Origin of the sequence: Thermophilibacter immobilis (genome assembly GCF_015277515.1) — a bacterium.
In the GTDB taxonomy this organism is placed as follows: Bacteria; Actinomycetota; Coriobacteriia; order Coriobacteriales; family Atopobiaceae; genus Thermophilibacter; species Thermophilibacter immobilis.
Genome location: NZ_CP063767.1, coordinates 993,950 through 1,012,428, shown reverse-complemented (window position 1 = coordinate 1,012,428; position 18,479 = coordinate 993,950). Strand labels below are relative to the sequence as shown.

The 18,479-nt window shown below is 68.8% G+C and carries 12 protein-coding genes; all 12 read right to left on the bottom strand.

The annotated features are described in order from the left end of the window. Positions 1 to 34 precede the first annotated feature (34 nt). Entirely contained in the window at positions 35 to 1,984 is a 1,950-nt protein-coding gene (dnaG, locus tag INP52_RS04425; protein WP_194372738.1) for a DNA primase, read from the bottom strand. Beyond that, entirely contained in the window at positions 1,981 to 4,062 is a 2,082-nt protein-coding gene (gene truB, locus INP52_RS04420) for a tRNA pseudouridine(55) synthase TruB (protein WP_194372737.1), read from the bottom strand. The genes dnaG and truB overlap by 4 nt, the downstream gene beginning before the upstream one ends. Then, positions 4,059 to 5,072: a DHH family phosphoesterase gene (locus INP52_RS04415; protein ID WP_194372736.1), complete on the bottom strand. Its 1,014-nt coding sequence runs from the start codon at positions 5,070 to 5,072 to the stop codon at positions 4,059 to 4,061. The genes truB and INP52_RS04415 overlap by 4 nt, the downstream gene beginning before the upstream one ends. 9 nt (positions 5,073 to 5,081) lie before the next feature. After that, positions 5,082 to 5,504: a 30S ribosome-binding factor RbfA gene (gene rbfA, locus INP52_RS04410; protein WP_194372735.1), complete on the bottom strand. Its 423-nt coding sequence runs from the start codon at positions 5,502 to 5,504 to the stop codon at positions 5,082 to 5,084. A gap of 6 nt (positions 5,505 to 5,510) precedes the next feature. Further along, on the bottom strand, positions 5,511 to 8,162 hold the full coding sequence (gene infB / locus INP52_RS04405; RefSeq protein WP_194372734.1) for a translation initiation factor IF-2: 2,652 nt from the start codon (positions 8,160 to 8,162) through the stop codon (positions 5,511 to 5,513). A 63-nt stretch (positions 8,163 to 8,225) separates the two neighbouring features. After that, the gene (gene nusA / locus INP52_RS04400; RefSeq protein WP_194372733.1) at positions 8,226 to 9,470 is read right to left on the bottom strand and encodes a transcription termination factor NusA; all 1,245 of its coding nucleotides are present in this window, start codon (positions 9,468 to 9,470) and stop codon (positions 8,226 to 8,228) included. Between the two features lie 21 nt (positions 9,471 to 9,491). Continuing rightward, entirely contained in the window at positions 9,492 to 9,989 is a 498-nt protein-coding gene (locus tag INP52_RS04395; protein ID WP_194372732.1) for a ribosome maturation factor RimP, read from the bottom strand. Positions 9,990 to 10,356: 367 nt separating this feature from the next. After that, a complete protein-coding gene (locus INP52_RS04390) occupies positions 10,357 to 11,085 on the bottom strand; it encodes a helix-turn-helix transcriptional regulator (RefSeq protein ID WP_194372731.1) in 729 nt (242 codons plus the stop codon). A gap of 286 nt (positions 11,086 to 11,371) precedes the next feature. After that, positions 11,372 to 13,927 (bottom strand): leucine--tRNA ligase, encoded by a 2,556-nt coding sequence (leuS, locus tag INP52_RS04385; RefSeq protein ID WP_194372730.1) that lies wholly within the window; start codon positions 13,925 to 13,927, stop codon positions 11,372 to 11,374. Between the two features lie 339 nt (positions 13,928 to 14,266). Next, positions 14,267 to 15,790 (bottom strand): IMP dehydrogenase, encoded by a 1,524-nt coding sequence (locus INP52_RS04380; protein ID WP_194372729.1) that lies wholly within the window; start codon positions 15,788 to 15,790, stop codon positions 14,267 to 14,269. A gap of 111 nt (positions 15,791 to 15,901) precedes the next feature. Continuing rightward, complete coding sequence (locus INP52_RS04375; RefSeq protein ID WP_194372867.1) at positions 15,902 to 17,200, bottom strand: glycosyltransferase family 2 protein; 1,299 nt, start codon at positions 17,198 to 17,200, stop codon at positions 15,902 to 15,904. After that, positions 17,187 to 18,254 (bottom strand): RluA family pseudouridine synthase, encoded by a 1,068-nt coding sequence (locus INP52_RS04370; protein WP_194372728.1) that lies wholly within the window; start codon positions 18,252 to 18,254, stop codon positions 17,187 to 17,189. Before INP52_RS04370 ends, INP52_RS04375 begins: the two co-directional genes overlap by 14 nt. Between the last annotated feature and the right edge of the window lie 225 nt (positions 18,255 to 18,479).

Here is an 18,479-nt window from a genome sequence, read left to right as displayed (position 1 = left end):
TCGACGCATTAGTGCTCGAGACTATACCCACAAACTACTCGGCAGAAACCGAGGAAAGCTTTCTCACCAGCTCGTTAACCCTTCTCTGGAGCCTCGTCGCCTCCTGGAAGAGGCGCTGCGACTCGTCGCCGGCCGCGTCGGGCTCCCCGCGCAGGCGTGCGCGTATCTGGCGCACGCGCCGACGGCACGAGAAGAGCTCGACCGTGTCGACGATGAGGTCGAGCTTCTCGGTGTCGCTGAGCTCCTCGGCGCTCATGACGCGCCCACCCGACAGGATGCGGGGCGCATCGTCGACCACGGCCTGCGCAGCGTCCACCGCCGCCGACGGGCTCGTGCCCGCAGGCGTCGAGAGGATCGCCCAGGCCATCGCCTCGTGGCGCTCGTCGGCCCACGAGAGGGAGGCTATGCGCTCCTCGTAGGGGCGCATAGCGTCCGGCCGCTGCGCCAGGGCGCAGAGGAGCTCGCGCTCCGAGGCGACCTGCATGCGCTCGTCGGACGAGAGCGCCGCGAGCGGCTCCCCCCTTGGGGCTGGCGCGGCGGCGTGGGGCGCGGCGTCCTCGTAGGCGTCGGCCAAGACGTAGTCGTCGGGCGCGGCCGTCCCCTCGTCCGGCGGCGCGGGCGTCGACGGGACCCGCGCGCGCGCAGGGGCCAGAGCCTGGCGCGAGCCGCTGCGGGGCCGCTCCTCCTCAAGCTCTGCGACGGGCGCCTCCCGGATGGCGCGCTTGGTCTGGTCGACGTCCATGCCCAGGGTGTCGGCCAGCCGGGTCGCGTAGTCGTCGAGCAGGACGGAGTGCTTGAGGGGCGCGAGCAGAGACGCCATGTCCTCGAGCGCGCGCACGCGCCGCCCAGGCGAGGACAGGTCGTGCGCGGCGAGGCGCTTCTCGAAGACGAAGTCCATGAGCGAGCGGGCGGACGCAAGGATGGGGCGCAGCGCCTCGGCGCCGTGGGCGGAGAGGAACTCCATCGGGTCCTGGCCGTCGGGCAGGATCACGCACAGGAGGGCCGCCGAGGTCTTGTCGAGGTAGCGCACCGCGCGCTCGGCGGCTCGCTGGCCCGCGGCGTCGCCGTCGAACAGGCAGATGATCTTGCTCACCCGCTGGCGCTCCATGAGGCGGACGTGGTCGAGCCTGAAGGCGGTGCCCAGGGCGGCCACGGCGTTGGTGAAGCCGGCCTCGTGCATCGCGATGACGTCCGTGTAGCCCTCGCAGACGATGGCGACGCCGGTGGCGGCCATCGTCTCCTTGGCGCGGTCGTAGGCGAAGAGGTGCTTGCCCTTGTTGAAGGCGGGCGTGTCGCGCGTGTTGACGTACTTGGCCACGTTGTCGCGCCTCTCGAGCACCCGCCCGCCAAAGGCGATCGTGCGCCCCAGCTCGTCGTGGATGGGAAACATCACACGGTCGAAGAAGCGGTCGGACAGCCGCCCCTGACGCTCCATGGCCACGTCGGCGCTCACGAGCTCGGACGCCGAGAAGCCCCTGCCGCGCAGATGGGCCACGAGCGAGCCGTGCCCCGGCGCGAAGCCGAGCGCCCAGCGGCGGCAGACGCCCGCGCCAAATCCGCGCCCGGCGAGGTAGCGCCGAGCGGCGTCCGGGCCGCCGCCGCGCCCGCGCATGAGCATCGTGTGGTAGTAGCTCTCGGCCTCCCCGAGGGCCTCCATGAGGCGGGTCTTCTTGGGCCCGCGGGCGCCCCCCCGCTCCTCGGTCAGCTCGATGCCCGCGCGGTCGGCCAGGTAGCGAATCGCGTCGGGGAACTCGAGGCCCTCGCGGCGCTGCACGTAGGAGAAGACGTCTCCCCCGTCGCCGCAGCCAAAGCAGTGCCACAGGCCCGTGGCTGGATTGACCTTGAACGAGGGGCTCTTCTCGCCGTGGAAGGGGCAGCAGCCCCAGAACTCCTGGCCGCGCTGCCGAAGCTCTACGGTCTCGGCCACGAGCCGCACGAAGTCGGTGGCCTGCCGGACCTTCTCCTTGTCCTCGTCGCTGATCACGCGCTCACCCCCGCAAGCTCCACGCCGCTCTCCCCCAGGCTGCGGCGCACCCAGTCCACGTTGGCGAGGACCGTGCGCGTGAGCTCGTCGACCGACGAGAAGCGCTCGGGCCCGCGCAGCCAGCGAACAAAGACCACGTAGACGTACTGCCCGTAGAGGTCCCCCGAGAATCCCAGGAGCGTGGCCTCGAGAAATGCCTGGCCCTCGGCGCCCGGCGCGAAGGTGCGCGGCACGCCCACGTTGATGGCGGCGGGCCAGGCCGTGAGCGCACCGGCCCCCCTGACCACGAATCCGGCGTACACCCCCTCGGCGGGCAGGCAGACGCTCCGGTCGACGCGCACGTTGGCCGTGGGAAAGCCCAGCCCCGTGCCCTCCCCGCGCCCATGCTCGACCTGTCCCCACACGAAGTGGCAGCGGCCGAGGAGGTCGGCGGCGTCCTCGACGGCCCCCGCCTCCACGAGAGCGCGGATGCGTGAGGCCGAGATGGGCGTACCGCCCACATCCACCAAGTCCATGCCGATGACGTCGAACCCATGCGCGCGGCCGAGCTCGGCCAGGGCGTCGACCGTCCCGGCGCCGCCCGCGCCCAGCCGGAAGTTCGAGCCCACGACGAGGGCGGAGACGCTCATGAGCCCACCGAGCACGTCACGGACGAAGCGCTCGTACGTGAGCGCGGCGAGCTCGCCGGTGAAGTCGACCGTCACGAGCAGGTCGATGCCGCACGCCATGAGCGCGCGGGCGCGATCGGACGTCCCAAGCAGGTTGCGGGGGGCCCAGGGGCCCTCGAGCACGCTGGCCGGGTCGGGCGAGAAGGTCACGACGGCAAGGCGTGCGGAGCGCCGCCGGGCCTCCTCTCGCGCACGGGCGATGAGGGTCCTGTGTCCCCGATGCAGGCCGTCGAAGGCCCCCAGGACGCACACAAAGGGCTGCTCGTCGGACTGGCCCTCACCGCTGGCGCGCGTGGCGGGCGGCTCGGCGCCCCAAAAGCTCAGACGTCCGGTCGCGGAGCCGTCGAGCAGGGAGAACGGATGCGTCCGTTCCTGCGACCCAGCGTGCCACAGGATCGACTCCCGCACGAGCTGGCGCTCGGCATGCGGGCCCAGCGCAAAGACGGGGCCCACCTGGGAGAGGTCCGGACGCACCCCCTCTATGGCCTGGGGAAAGTTGGCCTCGCATACGAGATGAGACCCCCGGCGCGCCCAGATGCCGACGAGCCCCCCGTCCCAGACCAGGCAGACGCGCTCGGAGGGCGCGGGCTCGTGCGCCCCGTGCTCGTCGGCCGCGACGCCGCAGGCGATGGGCCGGCCGCTGGAGACGGCGGCGAGCTCGTTCGCGACGAGCGGACGCCGCGCGAGGCCGAGGACGCGCGCCGGGTCGAGGCAGCGCGTACGAACGAGGCCAACGCCGCCGCTGACGAGCTCGCCGAGGCTCACGCAATCGGAAAGGCCCACCGGGCCCGCGAAGGTCCGCTCGAGCGCCCCCACGTGCGCGTAGCAGCCGAGTTCGCGCCCGAGGTCGCGCGCGATGCTGCGCACGTAGGTCCCCTTGGACACGTCGAGGTCGACGACCCAGGCGCGCTCGTCGGGCAGGACCTCCACGAGCGCGGCGCGAAAGACGCGAGCGGGGCGCGGGGCGAGCGCGGGGCGCTCCCCCGCGCGGGCGAGCGCATAGGCACGCCGGCCGCCCACCGAGATGGCTGAGTAGTCAGGCGGCACCTGAGTGCGCGTCTTTTCCAGGGAGCGGACGGCCCGCGCGGCGAGCTCGGAGTCGAGCAGGCGCTCGGGGACCTCCGCCGTTGCCGTAGCCTCCCCCTCAGCATCGTCGGTCGTGGTCTCGGATCCCAGGTCGATCCTCGCGCGATAGCCCTTGCGCTCGAGCGTGAGCTGGCCCAGCAGTCGCGTGGCCTGGCCGATGCCCACCACAAGCACGCCCGTGGCCGCCGGGTCGAGCGTGCCCGCGTGGCCCACGCGCCGCTCGCCCACGGCCCGGCGCACGCGCGCAACCACGTCGAAGCTCGTCATGCCCACCGGCTTGTCGACCGCTATGAGCGCCGAGAGCGCGCTCGGGCCACGGCTCAAGACCTCTCCTCGTCGTCGAAGAGGGCGCGGATCTTGGGCAGGACCGCCGAGAGCGCCTGGTCCACGTCGCCCTCCAGGGTGAAGCCCGCGGCGGCCCGGTGGCCCCCGCCGCCCATCTCGCGCGCGACGGCCGAGACGTCGCGGTCGGTCTTGGCCCTGAGGTTGCCGCGAACCTGGCCCCCGGGCACCTCCTTGAGGAAGAGCGCCACCTCGGAGCCCTCCACGCAGCGCACGAGGTCCACGAGGCCGTCGCACTCGGCCACCGGGACGCCCGTGGCCTTGAGGTCGGCAGCCGTGGCGTAGCTATAGGCGATCCTGCCGTGCGCGAAGGTGGTGATGCGGCCCATGACGGTCGCCGAGAGGTGCAGGTAGGAGAGGCGGTCGCTCTGGTACACGTTGAGCGCCACCTCCGAGGGGGACGCGCCCGCGTCCACGAGCGCGCTCGCGACCTCGAAGGCCTCCCCGTTGGCGTTCTGATACTGGAAGCGTCCCGTGTCCGTGACAAGGGCGCACAGGAGGTTCTGCGCCATCGTGGGGGTGAGGGGGCCTCCCAGGTGCTCGGCGTACTCGGTCACGATCACGCCGGCCGCGGCCGCGTCGGTGCGCACGACCCCGGCGTCCCAGAAGGGCTCGGACGAGGGATGGTGGTCGATCACGGCCACGCGGGCCGAGCGCTCGAGGACCGCGCGAGCGTCGGCGAGGCGCGCCGGCTGGGAGAGGTCAACGCAGACGAACAGGTCGGGATCCGGCTCGTAGTCGCGGGCGCGCACGAGGCGCCCCACGCCCGGCAAGAAGCGATAGGTGCGCGGCACCTCGTCCGCGTCGGCGAGCAGGCCGTCCACCCGCTTCTCGGGCCACCTGCGCTCGATCAGCTCGGCCAGGGCGAGGCCCGAGCCGAGGGCGTCGCCGTCCGGCGAGGTGTGCGCGCAGATGGCGATCGTCCGCGCGCCCTCGATGAGACGCGTGATGGCGTCGAAGCGCCCCGGCTGACCCTTGATTGCCCTGAGCACGCTCTTCCCCTACTCCCCGTCGTCCGTCGTGGGGGCGTCCCCGGTCGTGGCGTCGCCCACCGGGTAGCCCTCCTCGTCCTTCTCGACGCCGATGGTCGGCGGGACGTCCTCGAGCGCACGCGTGATGCGCTCGGCCTCGTCGGTCGTCGTGTCGATGCGAAAGTCCAGCTCGGGCGTCACGCGCCATCCCAGCGAGCGGCCCAGAAGTGCGCGTATGCGCCCCCTGGCGCGCGCCAGCGCGGCCGTGACCTCGTCGTAGCGCGCGGCGTCGCAGCTCACGAAGGCGCGCAGGAGGGACTTGTCAACCGAGACCTCCACGCCCGTGAGGGTCACGAGCGCGAGATCGGGATCGGATATCTCGAGCAGCAGGATGCTGGCGAGCTTCTCGCGGGCCAGCTCGTTTACCCTGCGTGAGTACTGATTCTGCTTCATGTCCGCCTACTCCGTACGGGCGACCCGCTCGATGCGATAGCCCTCGATCTGGTCGCCTGGCTTCACGTCCTGGAAGTTTTCGAGGCCGATACCGCACTCGAAGCCGGCCTTGACGCTCTTGACGTCATCCTTGAAGCGCCTGAGCGAGGCGATCCTGCCCTCGTAGACCACGATGCCGTCGCGCACGAGACGCACGGAGTCGTCGCGGGAGAGCTCGCCCTCCGACACCATGCAGCCGGCCGCGATGCCCACCTTGGGCACCTTGAAGGTGTCGCGAACCTCGGCGACGCCGGTCTGGACCTCGACCTCGGTGGGCTTGAGCATGCCGATGCGAGCCGCGTCGATGTCCTCGATGGCCTTGTAGATGACGCTGTAGCTGCGAATCTCGACGCCGTCGCGCTCGGCCGCGGCGCGGGCCTTGGCCTCCGGGCGCACACCGAAGCCGATGATGATGGCGTTTGAGGCGTCCGCGAGCGTGACGTCGGTCTCGGTGATGGCGCCGACGGCGGAGTGGATCGTGTTGATGCGGACCTCAGACTGGTCCATCTTGTCAAGCGAGTCCTGGAGCGCCTCGATCGAGCCCTGGACGTCGGCCTTGATGATGAGGTTGAGCTCCTTGACCTCCGCGTCGGCCATGGTGTCGAAGAGGTTCTCGAGCGTGACGTGCTTGACGCGGTTCTGCTCCTCGATGCGGGCCTTGAGGGCGCGCTGGTCGGCGAGGTCGCGGGCGTCACGGTCGTCCTGGAAGACGCGGAACTCGTCGCCGGCCATGGGAACGCTGGACAGGCCCAGGATCTCGACGGCATCGGAGGGGCCCGCCTGCGTGACGGAGTTGCCCTTGGGGTCGAGCATGGCGCGCACGTGCCCGTAGGCCTGCCCGGCCACGACGGCGTCACCGACGTGCAGGGTGCCGCGGGTCACGAGCATCGTGGCAACCGAGCCGCGGCCGCGGTCGAGGCGGGCCTCCAGGACGTTGCCTGAGGCGAAGGTGTTGGGGTTGGCCTTGAGCTCGAGGACGTCGGCCTGGAGCAGGACGGTCTCGAGCAGGTCGTCTATGCCGATCTTCTTCTTGGCCGAGATGTTGGCGAACATGTTCTGCCCGCCCCACTCCTCGGGGACGACGCCGTACTCGGTGAGCTCCTGGCGGACCTTGTCGGGGTTGGCGCCGGGCTTGTCGATCTTGTTGACGGCCACGATGATGGGCACGCCGGCGGCCTTGGCGTGGTTGATGGACTCGACGGTCTGCGGCATGACGCCGTCGTCGGCGGCCACGATCAAGATGACGATGTCGGTCACCTTGGCGCCGCGGGCGCGCATGGCCGTGAAGGTCTCGTGGCCCGGGGTATCGATGAAGGTGATGCGGCGTCCCTTGACGCTGACCTGAGAGGCGCCGATGGCCTGCGTGATACCGCCGGCCTCGCCCTCGGCGACGCCGGTGTGGCGGATCGCGTCAAGCAGGGACGTCTTGCCGTGGTCGACGTGACCCATGACCGTGACCACCGGGGCGCGCGGCACGAGGTCGGCCGGGTCGTCGTAGAACGTAAAGGAGTTCTCCTCTTCCTTGCTCATAACGTTGACGTCGCGGCCGAGGTCGTCGGCCACGAGCTCGATGAGCTCGTCGGACATGGACTCGGTGAGGGTGAGCGGGGTGCCCAGCAAAAAGAGGCGCTTGATGATGTCGTTGGCGGGGGCGCCGAGAAGCTCGGCGAGCTCGGAGACCGTCGCGCCCTGGGGGACCTTCACGGTGTCGAGCTGAGAGATGTCCTGGTCGTTGGCCAGGGCCTCCTCGATGCGCTGCTCCTTGGCGGCCTCCTCGGCCTGCTGCTGGCGACGCTCCTTGCGCCTCTTGCGGCGGCCTGAGGACTCGCGCGACGCCTCCTCGACGGCCACGCGCGCCTCCTCGACGACGTGGCTGTGCGGGTGGGTGTGACTGTAGGCCTCGGCCTCGCGGGCCATGCGGCTGTAGCGGTCCTCGCCGGCCCCCTCGCCGCGCCGTCCCTTCTTGCTGTGCTTGTGTCCGTTCGAGGCCTCGTCCGTTGACGGCGTCGCGCCGGGAGCCGCCGGCTGCGCCGCACCCTGTGCGGGGGCGGCGTGTCGCGAGCCGCGTCCGGACTCCGCGCGACGGGAGCGACCCTGCCCCGCGGCCTTCTTCTGCGCGGCCTCCTCGGACTGCTGCTTGAGGACCACCTCCTGCTGCGCGATCTGGTCGAGCAGGGACGTGAAGGAGGGAATGGACTTGGGCGCGGTGTCGTGCACGCGGTTCTTCTCGGCCTCCTCGGCGGCCTTCTTCTCGGCGGCGGCCCGCTCGGCCTCGACGCGCTCGCGCTCCTTCTCGGCGGCGGCGCGGCGGCGCTCCTCCTCGGCGCGCTCGCGCTCGCGGCGCTCCTCGGCGGCGATGCGCTCGGCCTCCGCCTTCTTGGCGGCCTTGGCCTCCTCGGCGGCCTTGGCCTCCTCGGCGGCCTTCTTCTGGGCCTCGATCTGGGCGGCACGGGCCTCGAGGATGGGTTCGAGCTGCTTGCGAACGATGGAGACGTAGGCGTCCTCGAGCGTCGAGGACGCCGACTTGGCCGGGATCTTCATGTCCAGGAGGTGCCCGAGCATCTCCTTGCTTGACATACCGTATTCCTTTGCGAGGTCGTGTACGCGCGTCTTTGCCATGTGGCCTACCTTCCGAACGTGCGGGCGCGAGGCCCGCGGAACTGATTCAGCGAAGCGAGGAGCCTAGATGAGCGAGTCGGGGTCGGACGAGACCTCGGCCGCCGCCAGCCGCTCGTGGACGCCGCAGAAGCGCGAGCCGGGCCGCGCCATGTTGCGGCACTGGATGCCGTTGGGGCCCACGTACTCGCAGCGATGGGAGCCCCCCTCGTCGAGACCTGCGCCGCCGTCCGTGGCATGCGGCAGATCGCGCAGGATCCCGGCGGCGAGCGACTCGTTCTTGATGTCGATGTGCAGCCCCGTCAGGCGGGCGGCGAGGCGGGCGTTCTGCCCCTCCTTGCCGATGGCCAGAGAGAGCTGGTCGTCGGGGACAATGACCGTCGCGTAGCCGTTCTCGTCGTCGATGATCACGCGAGAGACGCGCGCCGGGGAGAGCGCCGAGGCCACGCACCGGGCGGGGTCGTCGCTCCAGGCGACCACGTCGACGCGCTCGCCGCGCAGCTCGGAGACGACGGTGCGCACGCGGCTGCCCTTGGGGCCCACGCAGGCGCCCACGGGGTCGAGGCGATCGTCGTTGGAGGACACGGCGACCTTGGAGCGGATGCCCGGCTCGCGCGCGATGGAGCGGACCTCGACGATGCCGTCGTAGACCTCGGGGACCTCGAGCTCGAACAGGCGGCGCAGGAGATCCGGGTGGGTGCGCGAGACCACGATGGGCGGGCGCTGGCGCTCGCCGCGCACCACGGGCTGCGTGGAGTTGGGGTCGCGCACCTCGATGATGATCGCCTTGAGGCGCTGGTTGTGCATGTAGCGCTCGCCCGCGGGCCGCTCGTTGCGCTCGTCGGAGTAGCGGCGCTGGTCGAAGTGGGGCAGCTCCGCCTCGACGCCCTCGCGGATCTTGACGATCGTGAAGTCGGGCGTGGACTGCAGGACGGTCCCGGTGATGATGTCGCCGACGCGCTGCGAGAACTCCTCGTAGATCTGGACGCGCGCGGCGTTGCGCACGATCGCCTTGATCTCGGACTTGGCGTGCTGCGCGGCGATGCGGCTCGTGCCGGGCGGGGTCACGTCGACCTCGTCGAACTCGACGTACTCGTCGGTCTCGGGGTCGGGCTCGCCCTTGGGGACGAGCTCGTAGACGTAGACCTTGCCGGTGGCGCGGTCGATCGTGACGCGCGCGCCGAACGGCAGGTGGAGCACGTCCGCGTAGCTCTTGGCCAGCGACTGCTCGAGGCGGTCAAGCAGATAGAGCTGGTCGATATGCTTCTCCTGGCAGAGGAGCTCGAGGGCTTCCATCATCTCTGAGGCCATAGAAAATCCTTCCTTGCTTACTTACTTGCTCTGCGTTGCGCCCAAGGCTGAGAAGTCGGGCTTTATGGTGCACTTCTTTATGTCATCTAGGTCAAGGGCGACCTGCTCGCCCTCGCAGTCGAGGCTCACCGTGGTCCCCTCGATGCCCAGAAGGGCGCCCGTGTAGCGGCGGCGCCCCTCGACGGCCGTGGTGGTGAGGGAGACGCTCTGCCCTGCGAAGCGCGCGAAGTCGCGGGGGCGCGAGAGCGGGCGGGCGAGCCCCGGCGAGGAGACCTCGAGCGTGAAGGGCCCGGCGATGGGGTCGAGCTCGTCGAGGGCCTCCGAGATCCACGTGCTCTGGGCCGCGACCTCGTCGAGCGAGATCGTGGGCGCGTCCTCATCGGCGTGGTCGATGCGCACGCGCACGCACGGAGCCTTGCTCGCGCCGACGACCTCGACGTCCACGACGTCGACGCCGTGCTCGGCGGCGCGAGCCCCGAGCGCCTCGAGGATGGCCTTCTCGGCACCTTCCTTGGGCATGTCTCCCCTTTCCGCTTCATACAGAAAGGAAGCGGGGCGAGAAACTCCACCCCACTTCCTACGATTGCAGCTTCGAATGCCTGCTCACTATACGTGTTTGCGCAGCTCGCGTCAACGACCTCCGCCCGTGAGGCGCGCGGCGTCTCCACGAGACCCACACATGCGGAGGCGACAGGAACGTCAGCCCTCCGCTGTCACCTATTACTTTCTCAGCATCCGGCGCACTTCCACGTTCATCGCTCCTCCTATCCTCGGAAACCGACGTGCTCTGGACTCACGCTATGAAATCAGCACCGGTGTGTCTGTAGCAAATCTGAATTGCCGCACGTTGTCACAGGTCGGCGGGCATGACCAATCATAAGCGGTTTTACACGAAAACGACGAGCTCCACATAGGCATCCCAGCCGCCGCGCTCGTTGTAGCCGGCGGTGCAGCCATCCCCCCATGAGATCGAGGGGATGCCACCTGCGAGGTCGCTCAGGTCCCCCACCGGACCAACCTCGAGGATGGTCCCCGACGCAGCATCGCCCGCGCGCGGCTCGAACTCGGGACAGAAGCCAGCGCTCGCCAACGCTGAGGCAGCGCTGTCGGCGCGCATGCCCACGACGTTGGGCACGTCACCGTACTCGGATGCAATCGCTCCATGGGGCTGCACGGAATACGCATCATGTCGTGGCAGCAGAATCTTTGCCACGATTCCCGTAAAGATGACAAGCGTGCTGCAGAGCAGACAGGCAACGAACAGACACGGAAAGCTCATGGGAGGCCTGCATTGCGGTGACGCAGGATTGGACTCAACGGGAACGACGGGCTTCTTGGCCGGCACGTCGAATGCCGCGAGGGTCGACGCCCATGTCTCAGCCTCAGGGAGCCTCATGAACTCGGCGCGGGTGGAGACGCCCAGCTTGGCATAGCCGCGCTGCCGATAGCTGCCCATGGTGGAGGCGCTCACCCCCAGTGCCCCGGCTGCCTCGGCGGCCGTCTGGGACAAGACGACGGAGAGCAGCGCCTGGGCCTCGCGCTCCGATAGCCCTGTGTCCGCAAGAAGGCGCTCGAAGTCCGCGGGCCCGGGCGAGCTGAACCTCTGATCGACCATGGCGGCACCCCTTGTCCCACTGCAAGTTTGATGGTTGCCATGGTAACGAAGCCGGTGTCAGGAACTTTAAGAATTAGGTCTATGGCGCAGAGCAGTCCCCAGGCGCTCCGAGAGGCGCGCGGGGCGCTGCGTCGCTCGTGCGCTGTGCGGCTGCGTTGCGACTGATTCGGCGGAAGTGAGCGTGCCGAGACGCTCACTTCCCGAGATTTAGGTGCGCCGAGCGCTCACTTCCGCCGAATCGGTCGCAAGCTGCCCGGGTGGGACGGCCACTAGGGCGCGGCCGCGCCTACACCGCCACGATGTTGACGAGGCGGCCCTTGATCACGATGACCTTCTTGACGGTCTTGCCCGCGAGCTGGGCGGCCACGGCCTCCTGCGCCAGGCCAGCGACGTCGTCGTCGGGGGCGTCTGCAGGCACCGTCACGTGCGCGCGCACCTTGCCCTTGATCTGGACCGCGATCTGCACCTCGTCGGCGCGGGCGGCGTTGGCGTCGAACTCCGGCCACGCGGCGTCATAGACCGAGCCCTGCTGCCCGAGAGCCTCGTGCCAGAGCTCCTCGGCCCAGTGCGGGCAGATCGGCGCGAGCGTGCGCACGATCGCGCCGGCGACGCGGCGGCACAGCGCGGCGTCGCGCTCCCCCGGCTCGCTCACGTACTTGCTCGCGGCGTTCGTGATCTCCATGACCGCCGAGATGGCGGTGTTGAACTGGCCGCGGTCGAAGTCGCTCGTGCACTTGACGCCCAGCGCGTTCAAGCTGCGCCAGAGCGCCTTCGAGCGTGCGTCGAGCGACGCGACGTCCACGGGGCTCTCCCCGCCCGCCTGGGCGAGTTGCCAGACCACGCGCCAGGCGCGCTTGATGAAGCGGTTTGCGCCGGCGACGACCTCCTCGTCCCAGTTGAAGTCCTTCTCGGGGGGGGCGATGAACAGGATGGCCAGGCGCATGGTGTCCGCGCCGTAGGGGTCGATGACGCTCGAGGGCGGCACGACGTTGCCCTTGGACTTGGACATGGTCTCCCCGCGCTCGTCCTTCACCATGCCCTGGCACAGGAGGTTGGTGAACGGCTCGTCGGCGTCGATGAGCCCCAGGTCGCGCAGGACCTTGGTGAAGAAGCGCGAGTAGAGCAGGTGCAGGATCGCGTGCTCGATGCCGCCGATGTAGTTGTCAGCGGGCATCCAGCGGTCGACCGCCTCCTTGGAGAACGGCATCTCGTCGTTGTGCGGGTCGCAGTAGCGCAGGTAGTACCAGCTCGAGCAGGTGAACGTGTCCATGGTGTCCGTGATGCGACGGGCGGGTCGGCCGCACCGGGGGCAGGTGGTCTCGTAGAACGGGGCGTACTCTGCGAGCGTCTCGCCGGCCCCCAGGTCGAGGTCGTCGGGCAGCGTGACGGGCAGGTCCTCGTAGGGCACGGGCACGTCACCGCAGCAGTCGCAGTGGATCATGGGGATGGGGTTTCCCCAGTAGCGCTGGCGGCTGATGAGCCAGTCGCGCAGGCGGAACTGCACCGTCTTGCGGCCGAGGCCGCGCTCGGCGAGAAAGTCGATGATCTTGTCGACCGCCTCGGAGTGCTTGCCGCCCCTCATGCCCGTGAACGGCCCGGACTGCACGAGGTAGCCCTCGGCGGCCATCGCGCGGTCCCAGTCGACCGACCTCACCCGAAGCTCGCGCTCGTCCTTGAGCTCGTCGTAGAGGGGGTCGTCGGGCGCGCAGATGATCGGGGCGATCTCGAGGTCGTACTTCCGGGCGAAGTCGAAGTCGCGCTGGTCACCGCAGGGCACGCCCATGACGGCGCCCGTGCCGTAGTCCATGAGCACGTAGTCGGCGACCCAGATGGGGGCCGGCCGGCCGTTGACCGGGTTCAACACGTAGCGGCCCGTGAAGACGCCGTGCTTCTCGCGCTCGGAGCCCTGGCGGTCGACGGACGACACCTTCTCGGCGGCCGCCTTGAGCTCCGCGAAGGCCGGCTCGTACGCCGTGCCTGCCACGAGCTCTGCGGCCAGGGGGCTCTCGGGGGGCAGGAGGAAGAACGAGACGCCGAACAGCGTGTCCGGGCGCGTGGTGAAGACGCTGATCGTGCGGTCCGTGGGCGTGCGGCCGTCCGGGTCGGCCAGGGCGAAGTCTATCTCGGCGCCCTCGGAGCGGCCGATCCAGTTGGCCTGCATCGCCTTCACGCGCTCGGGCCAGCCGTCGAGCCTATCGAGGTCGTCCAGAAGCTCCTGGGAGTAGTCGGTGATCCTGAAGTACCACTGCGACAGCTCGCGCTTCTCGGGCACCGAGCCGCAGCGCCAGCAGACGCCGTCGGTGACCTGCTCGTTGGCGAGCACCGTCTGGCAGGTGGGGCACCAGTTCACGGGCGAGGTGTCGCGGTAGACGAGGCCCTTCTCCCACATCTTGAGAAAGATCCACTGGCCCCACTTGTAGTACTCGGGGTCGCAGGTGTTGAACATGCGGTCGTAGTCGTACGAGAAGCCCATGCGGCGCATGGTCCTGACGGCCTGGTCGATGTTCTGGTGCGTCCAGACGCTCGCCTGGGTGTGGTGCTTGATGGCGGCGTTCTCGGCCGGCAGGCCGAAGGCGTCGAAGCCCATGGGGTGCAGGACGTCGAAGCCGCGCATGCGGGCCTGGCGGGCCATGGCGTCGCCGATGGTGTAGTTGCGCGCGTGGCCCATGTGCAGGTCGCCCGAGGGGTACGGGAACATCTCGAGGATGTACTTCTTGGGCTTGGCGGGGTCCTCCTCGGTCTTGTAGAGGTCCTCGGCCTCCCACGTCGCCTGCCACTTGGTCTCGATGGCCTCGGCGTCGTAGGCCGGTATCTCGAAGCTCTTATCGCACCTCTCGGACATGCGCGACCCTTCTCCTTGTGCTTCCCGTCGTCTGGCACGTCATTCTAGCAGGTCTGGGTTGGGGCGGCACCGACAGGGCGCACCGGCGAGCCGCATGGGAGCCGCCCGGGTGGCCGCCCGCCTCTGTGCGGCCGCACGGGTCAAGACTCCTCGGCTGACAAAACACTCGACACGTCTACCTGCGACGATACCCGGCCTTTCACTTGAGAAGGCGTTGCCTCGGCTTTTGCGGCCGCAAACGCCGTCACGGCGGATCCGGGCCGCACGCCGAAGTGGACGCGACAAGAAGAGGGGCCCACGGCAGACGCCGCAGGCCCCGAGTCTCCCAGAGAACCGCCGCTACGAGCGGAAATTGATGCTCACCTGCTGGTTGGCGTCCTTGAGCACGACGTCGTGGGCGCCGCCCTCCACGAGCGAGGTGGACGAGACAAGCGTGATCTTGGCCTTCTCGCGCAGCTCGGGCAGGTCAAGCGCACCGCAGTTGCACATCGTGGACTTGACCTTGAGCAGAGACCCCTCGACACCCTCCTTGAGGGGGCCGGCGTAGGGCACGTAGGAGTCGACGCCCTCCACGAAGGAGAGGGACTTCTTGTCGCCGCCCAGGTCGTAGCGCTGCCAGTTGCGGGCGCGCGCGGAGCCCTCGCCCCAGTACTCCTTCATGTACTGGCCGTTGACGCTCACGCGGTTGGTGGGGCTCTCGTCGAAGCGCGCGAAGTAGCGCCCGAGCATCATGAAGTCGGCCCCCATGGCCAGGGCGAGCGTCATGTGATAGTCGTAGACGATGCCCCCGTCTGAGCAGACGGGCACGTAGGTGCCGGTCTCGTCGAAGTATTCGTCGCGCGCGCGGCAGACGTCTATGAGCGCGGAGGCCTGGCCGCGGCCGATGCCCTTCTGCTCGCGGGTGATGCAGATCGAGCCGCCCCCGATGCCCACCTTCACGAAGTCGGCTCCGCTGTCGGCCAGGAAGCGGAAGCCCTCTGCGTCGACCACGTTGCCGGCCCCCACGCGCATGGAGGTCCCGTAGCGCGCGCGGACCCAGGCGAGGGTGCGCCTCTGCCACTCGGAGTAGCCCTCGGACGAGTCGATGCAGAGCACGTCCGCACCGGCTTCCACGAGCGCGGAGACGCGCTCGGCGTAGTCGCGGGTGTTGATGCCCGCGCCCACGAGGTAGCGCTTGTGCTGGTCGAGAAGCTCGTTGGGCTGGGACTTGTGTGAGTCGTAGTCCTTGCGGAAGACGAGCGCGACGAGGCGTCGGCCAGCGCCGACGATGGGCAGGGCGTTGAGCTTCTTGTCCCAGATGAGGTCGTTGGCGGCCTTGAGCGAGGTCGCGTCATCGGCCACGACGAGCTTGTCGAAGGGCGTCATGAACTCGCGGACCCTGCGGTCGCGGGGATCGCGGGAGAGCCGGTAGTCACGTGAGGTCACGATGCCGCAGAGCCTGCCGTGGGGGGTCCCGTCCTCGGTGACGGGCATCGTGGAGTGGCCCGTGCGGCCGAGCAGCTCCACGACGTCGTCGAGGGTCATCTCGGGGGTGAGCGTGGAGTCGGAGACCACGAAGCCGGCCTTGTAGCTCTTGACCTCGCGGACCATGGCCGCCTCGTCGGCAATGCTCTGCGAGCCGTAGATGAATGAGAGGCCGCCCTGCTGGGCCAGGGCTACGGCGAGCTTGGGTCCGGAGACCGACTGCATGATGGCCGAGACCATGGGGACGTTGAGGGTGATCTGAGGCTCCTCGCCACGTGCAAAGCGCACGAGCGGCGTCTTCAGCGACACGTTGGCGGCAACGTTGTCCGCCGAGGAATATCCGGGAACGAGTAGGTACTCAGAAAAGGTGTGGGACTCCTCCTCGAAGAACGTTGCCATACGCGTGTGGCTCCTTCCGCCTGCCTGAGGCTCTTCAACTGGACTTGGTTGAAAGCCATTGTAGCATCCGCGCGGAGAAGCCGAGAAGATGCCGCGGAACGGTCACGCCGACTAGCCCTGGGCGCCGCCGGCCATGACGTCGTCCACGTTGACGGCGATGTCGTGCTTGGTGGGGACCCACTCGACCTTCTTGAAAAGGGCGACGACCGTGATGGGAACGTAGGTCATCATGAAGAGCGGGAACGTGAAGAGGTTGGTCACGATGCGCCAGTGCTTCTGGGCGTGGATGTGCTTGCGCTCGGAGACGGTCGTGATGACGGCCAGCACGAAGAAGACCACGTACATGGAGGCGAAGGTCATGACGAGCGATCCCAGGCACATGGCCAGCTCGCCCTGCGTGGCGATGAACCCGTGCGAGAGCGACCCCACGCCGAGGTAGGTGGCGTTCACGAAGAACGACAGCAGGGTCAAGATCATGCCCGGGGCTATGGTCATGAGCATGTCGTACGAGGCGAATCTCCCCTTGCCGACCCCCTTGACCAAGTCGCGACCGTACGAGAAGAACACCTGGTAGAAGCCCTTGGTCCAGCGCATGCGCTGAATCCAGGACGCCTTCAAGGTGACGGGCTGCTCGTCAAAGAACTCAGCCGGGGCGTAGCCGACCTGGATGTTGTTGGCGCAGCAGAACGACGAGAACTGGATGTCCTCGGTCAGGGTGTGGAAGTCCCAGCCGTGCATGCCGCGCACGATGCGCTCGGACACCATCCAGCCGGACCCCGAGATCGCGCAGCTCGTACCCACCATCATGCGCGCGTTGTTGAGGAACTTCGCCTCGCGCATGAACCACAGCGCGTAGGCCGAGCTAATCCAGCTGGAGTCGAAGTTCTTGGAGTTGCGGTAGCTCGTGCAGACGAGGTAGCCCGCGTCGAAGGCCTGGTTCATGATCGAGAGGTAGTCCGGCGAGACGAGGTTGTCGGCGTCCATGACGATGAAGGCCTCGTAGCGGTCGCCGTACTCGTCCAGGATGCGGTTGAAGCCGTAGTCCATGGCCCAGCTCTTGCCCTTGCGCGCCAGGTCGTTGCGGTCCCAGACGATCGCGCCGGCCTCCTCGGCGCGATCGTGCGTGTCGTCGGTGCAGGCGTCGCAGACCACGAAGACGTCCATGAGCTCGCGCGGGTAGTCCTGCGACAGGATCGAGCGCACGAGGTTGCCAATGACGAGCTCCTCGTTGTGGGCGGCGATGAAGAAGGCGTAGCGATGCTGCCTCTTGGTCGAGGGGAGCTTCACCGTGCCGCGCAGGAGCACGCGGATGATGTAGACCGCCTGATAGAAGTAGGCGAGCGTGAAGAACAGCCAGATGATCACGTTGAAGATAACGATCGGCGTGAGCCCGAACCTATTGAACTCCATCATGACCTGGGCATCCCTCGCAAGCGTCTGCTCCTTGGCGCCGCGCGAGCTGCGGGCAGACGAGCTCCCCCGCCTCCGTGCGACCCATGGAGGTTCCTTTCAGTGACCCCAGTATAGCGAGAAGGTCTTCGGGCAGGTGGTCGGCGCGCTCGATGGTCTCCCCCGTCACCGGATGGTCAAAGCGTATGTGCCAGGAGTGGAGGAACTGGCGGGCCAGGCCATGGTTGGCCCGCTCGTCGCCGTGGCCGTAGAGGGCGTCGCCCACGACCGCGTGGCCGATGTGGCGCATGTGCACGCGGATCTGGTGCGTGCGGCCCGTGTAGAGGTGGCACTCGAGCAGGCTGTAGCCCTCGTCGCGCCGCCCCGCCTCAAAGCGCTCGAGGGTGCGAAAGGTCGTGATGGCCTCGCGGGCGCCCGGCGCGTCCGTGACCGCCATGCGCAGGCGGTCACGGGTGGAGCGGGCGATGCCCGTCTCTATGGTGCCCTCGTCGTGGGCCACGTAGCCGTGGACGAGGGTGACGTAGCGCCGGTCGAGCACGCGCAGGCGGATGAGGTCCTGCAGGGCCCTCTGGGTCTGGTCGTCCTTGGCGGCCACCATGAGGCCCGAGGTGTCGCGGTCCAGGCGGTGCACGATGCCGGGGCGCTCCTCGCCCTGGAGCATCCCCAGGTGATCGTAGCCGCAATGCGCCACGAGGGCGTTGGCCAGCGTGTCGTCGGCGTGACCGGGGCTCGGGTGGCAGACGAGGCCCGCCTGCTTGGACAAGACGACCAGGTGGCCGTCCTCGAAGCGGATGTCCAGGGGGATGTACGGGTTGGGGGCCAGGGGCCCGCCTGCTGGCTCGAACACGTCCACCGCCGCGCGGACCCTATCGCCCAGAAGGACCTTCTCGGACTTGCTCGTGGCAAGCGTCTCGTTGATCGTGACCTGGCCCTCGTCCACGAGGCGGGCGCAGGCCGAGCGCGACGGCATGTCCGGTCCGGCGGCCAGAAAGACGTCGAGGCGGGACCCGTCGGCCTCGGGCCCCACGAGCAAGTTGACGACGCGGATGGGCATGGGACGCGGCTCCTCTCGAGGGACGGCAGATGACAGGTACGTGGCGCGCGAACGGCGCCCCATCGTAGCACGCGCGGGCGAGCGGCCTGCTTGCCTGCGGCCTGACCGTTGCCGAACGCCCCTTTTTTGAATGAATGGGGACTTGTCAACAGATTTGCGCGGACCACGCGAGTAGCCGTCCGACGGGCAGCTCCTCTACCAGCGCGTCTTTGGCCAGACTTCTTC

Coding starts and splice junctions, on each gene's coding strand:
- rbfA (WP_194372735.1), bottom strand. CDS start 5,504: ATGAAGCAGAATCAGTACTCACGCAGGGTAAACGAGCTGGCCCGCGAG.
- infB (WP_194372734.1), bottom strand. CDS start 8,162: ATGGCAAAGACGCGCGTACACGACCTCGCAAAGGAATACGGTATGTCA.
- nusA (WP_194372733.1), bottom strand. CDS start 9,470: ATGGCCTCAGAGATGATGGAAGCCCTCGAGCTCCTCTGCCAGGAGAAG.
- INP52_RS04395 (WP_194372732.1), bottom strand. CDS start 9,989: ATGCCCAAGGAAGGTGCCGAGAAGGCCATCCTCGAGGCGCTCGGGGCT.
- INP52_RS04390 (WP_194372731.1), bottom strand. CDS start 11,085: ATGGTCGATCAGAGGTTCAGCTCGCCCGGGCCCGCGGACTTCGAGCGC.
- leuS (WP_194372730.1), bottom strand. CDS start 13,927: ATGTCCGAGAGGTGCGATAAGAGCTTCGAGATACCGGCCTACGACGCC.
- INP52_RS04380 (WP_194372729.1), bottom strand. CDS start 15,790: ATGGCAACGTTCTTCGAGGAGGAGTCCCACACCTTTTCTGAGTACCTA.
- INP52_RS04375 (WP_194372867.1), bottom strand. CDS start 17,200: ATGGAGTTCAATAGGTTCGGGCTCACGCCGATCGTTATCTTCAACGTG.
- INP52_RS04370 (WP_194372728.1), bottom strand. CDS start 18,254: ATGCCCATCCGCGTCGTCAACTTGCTCGTGGGGCCCGAGGCCGACGGG.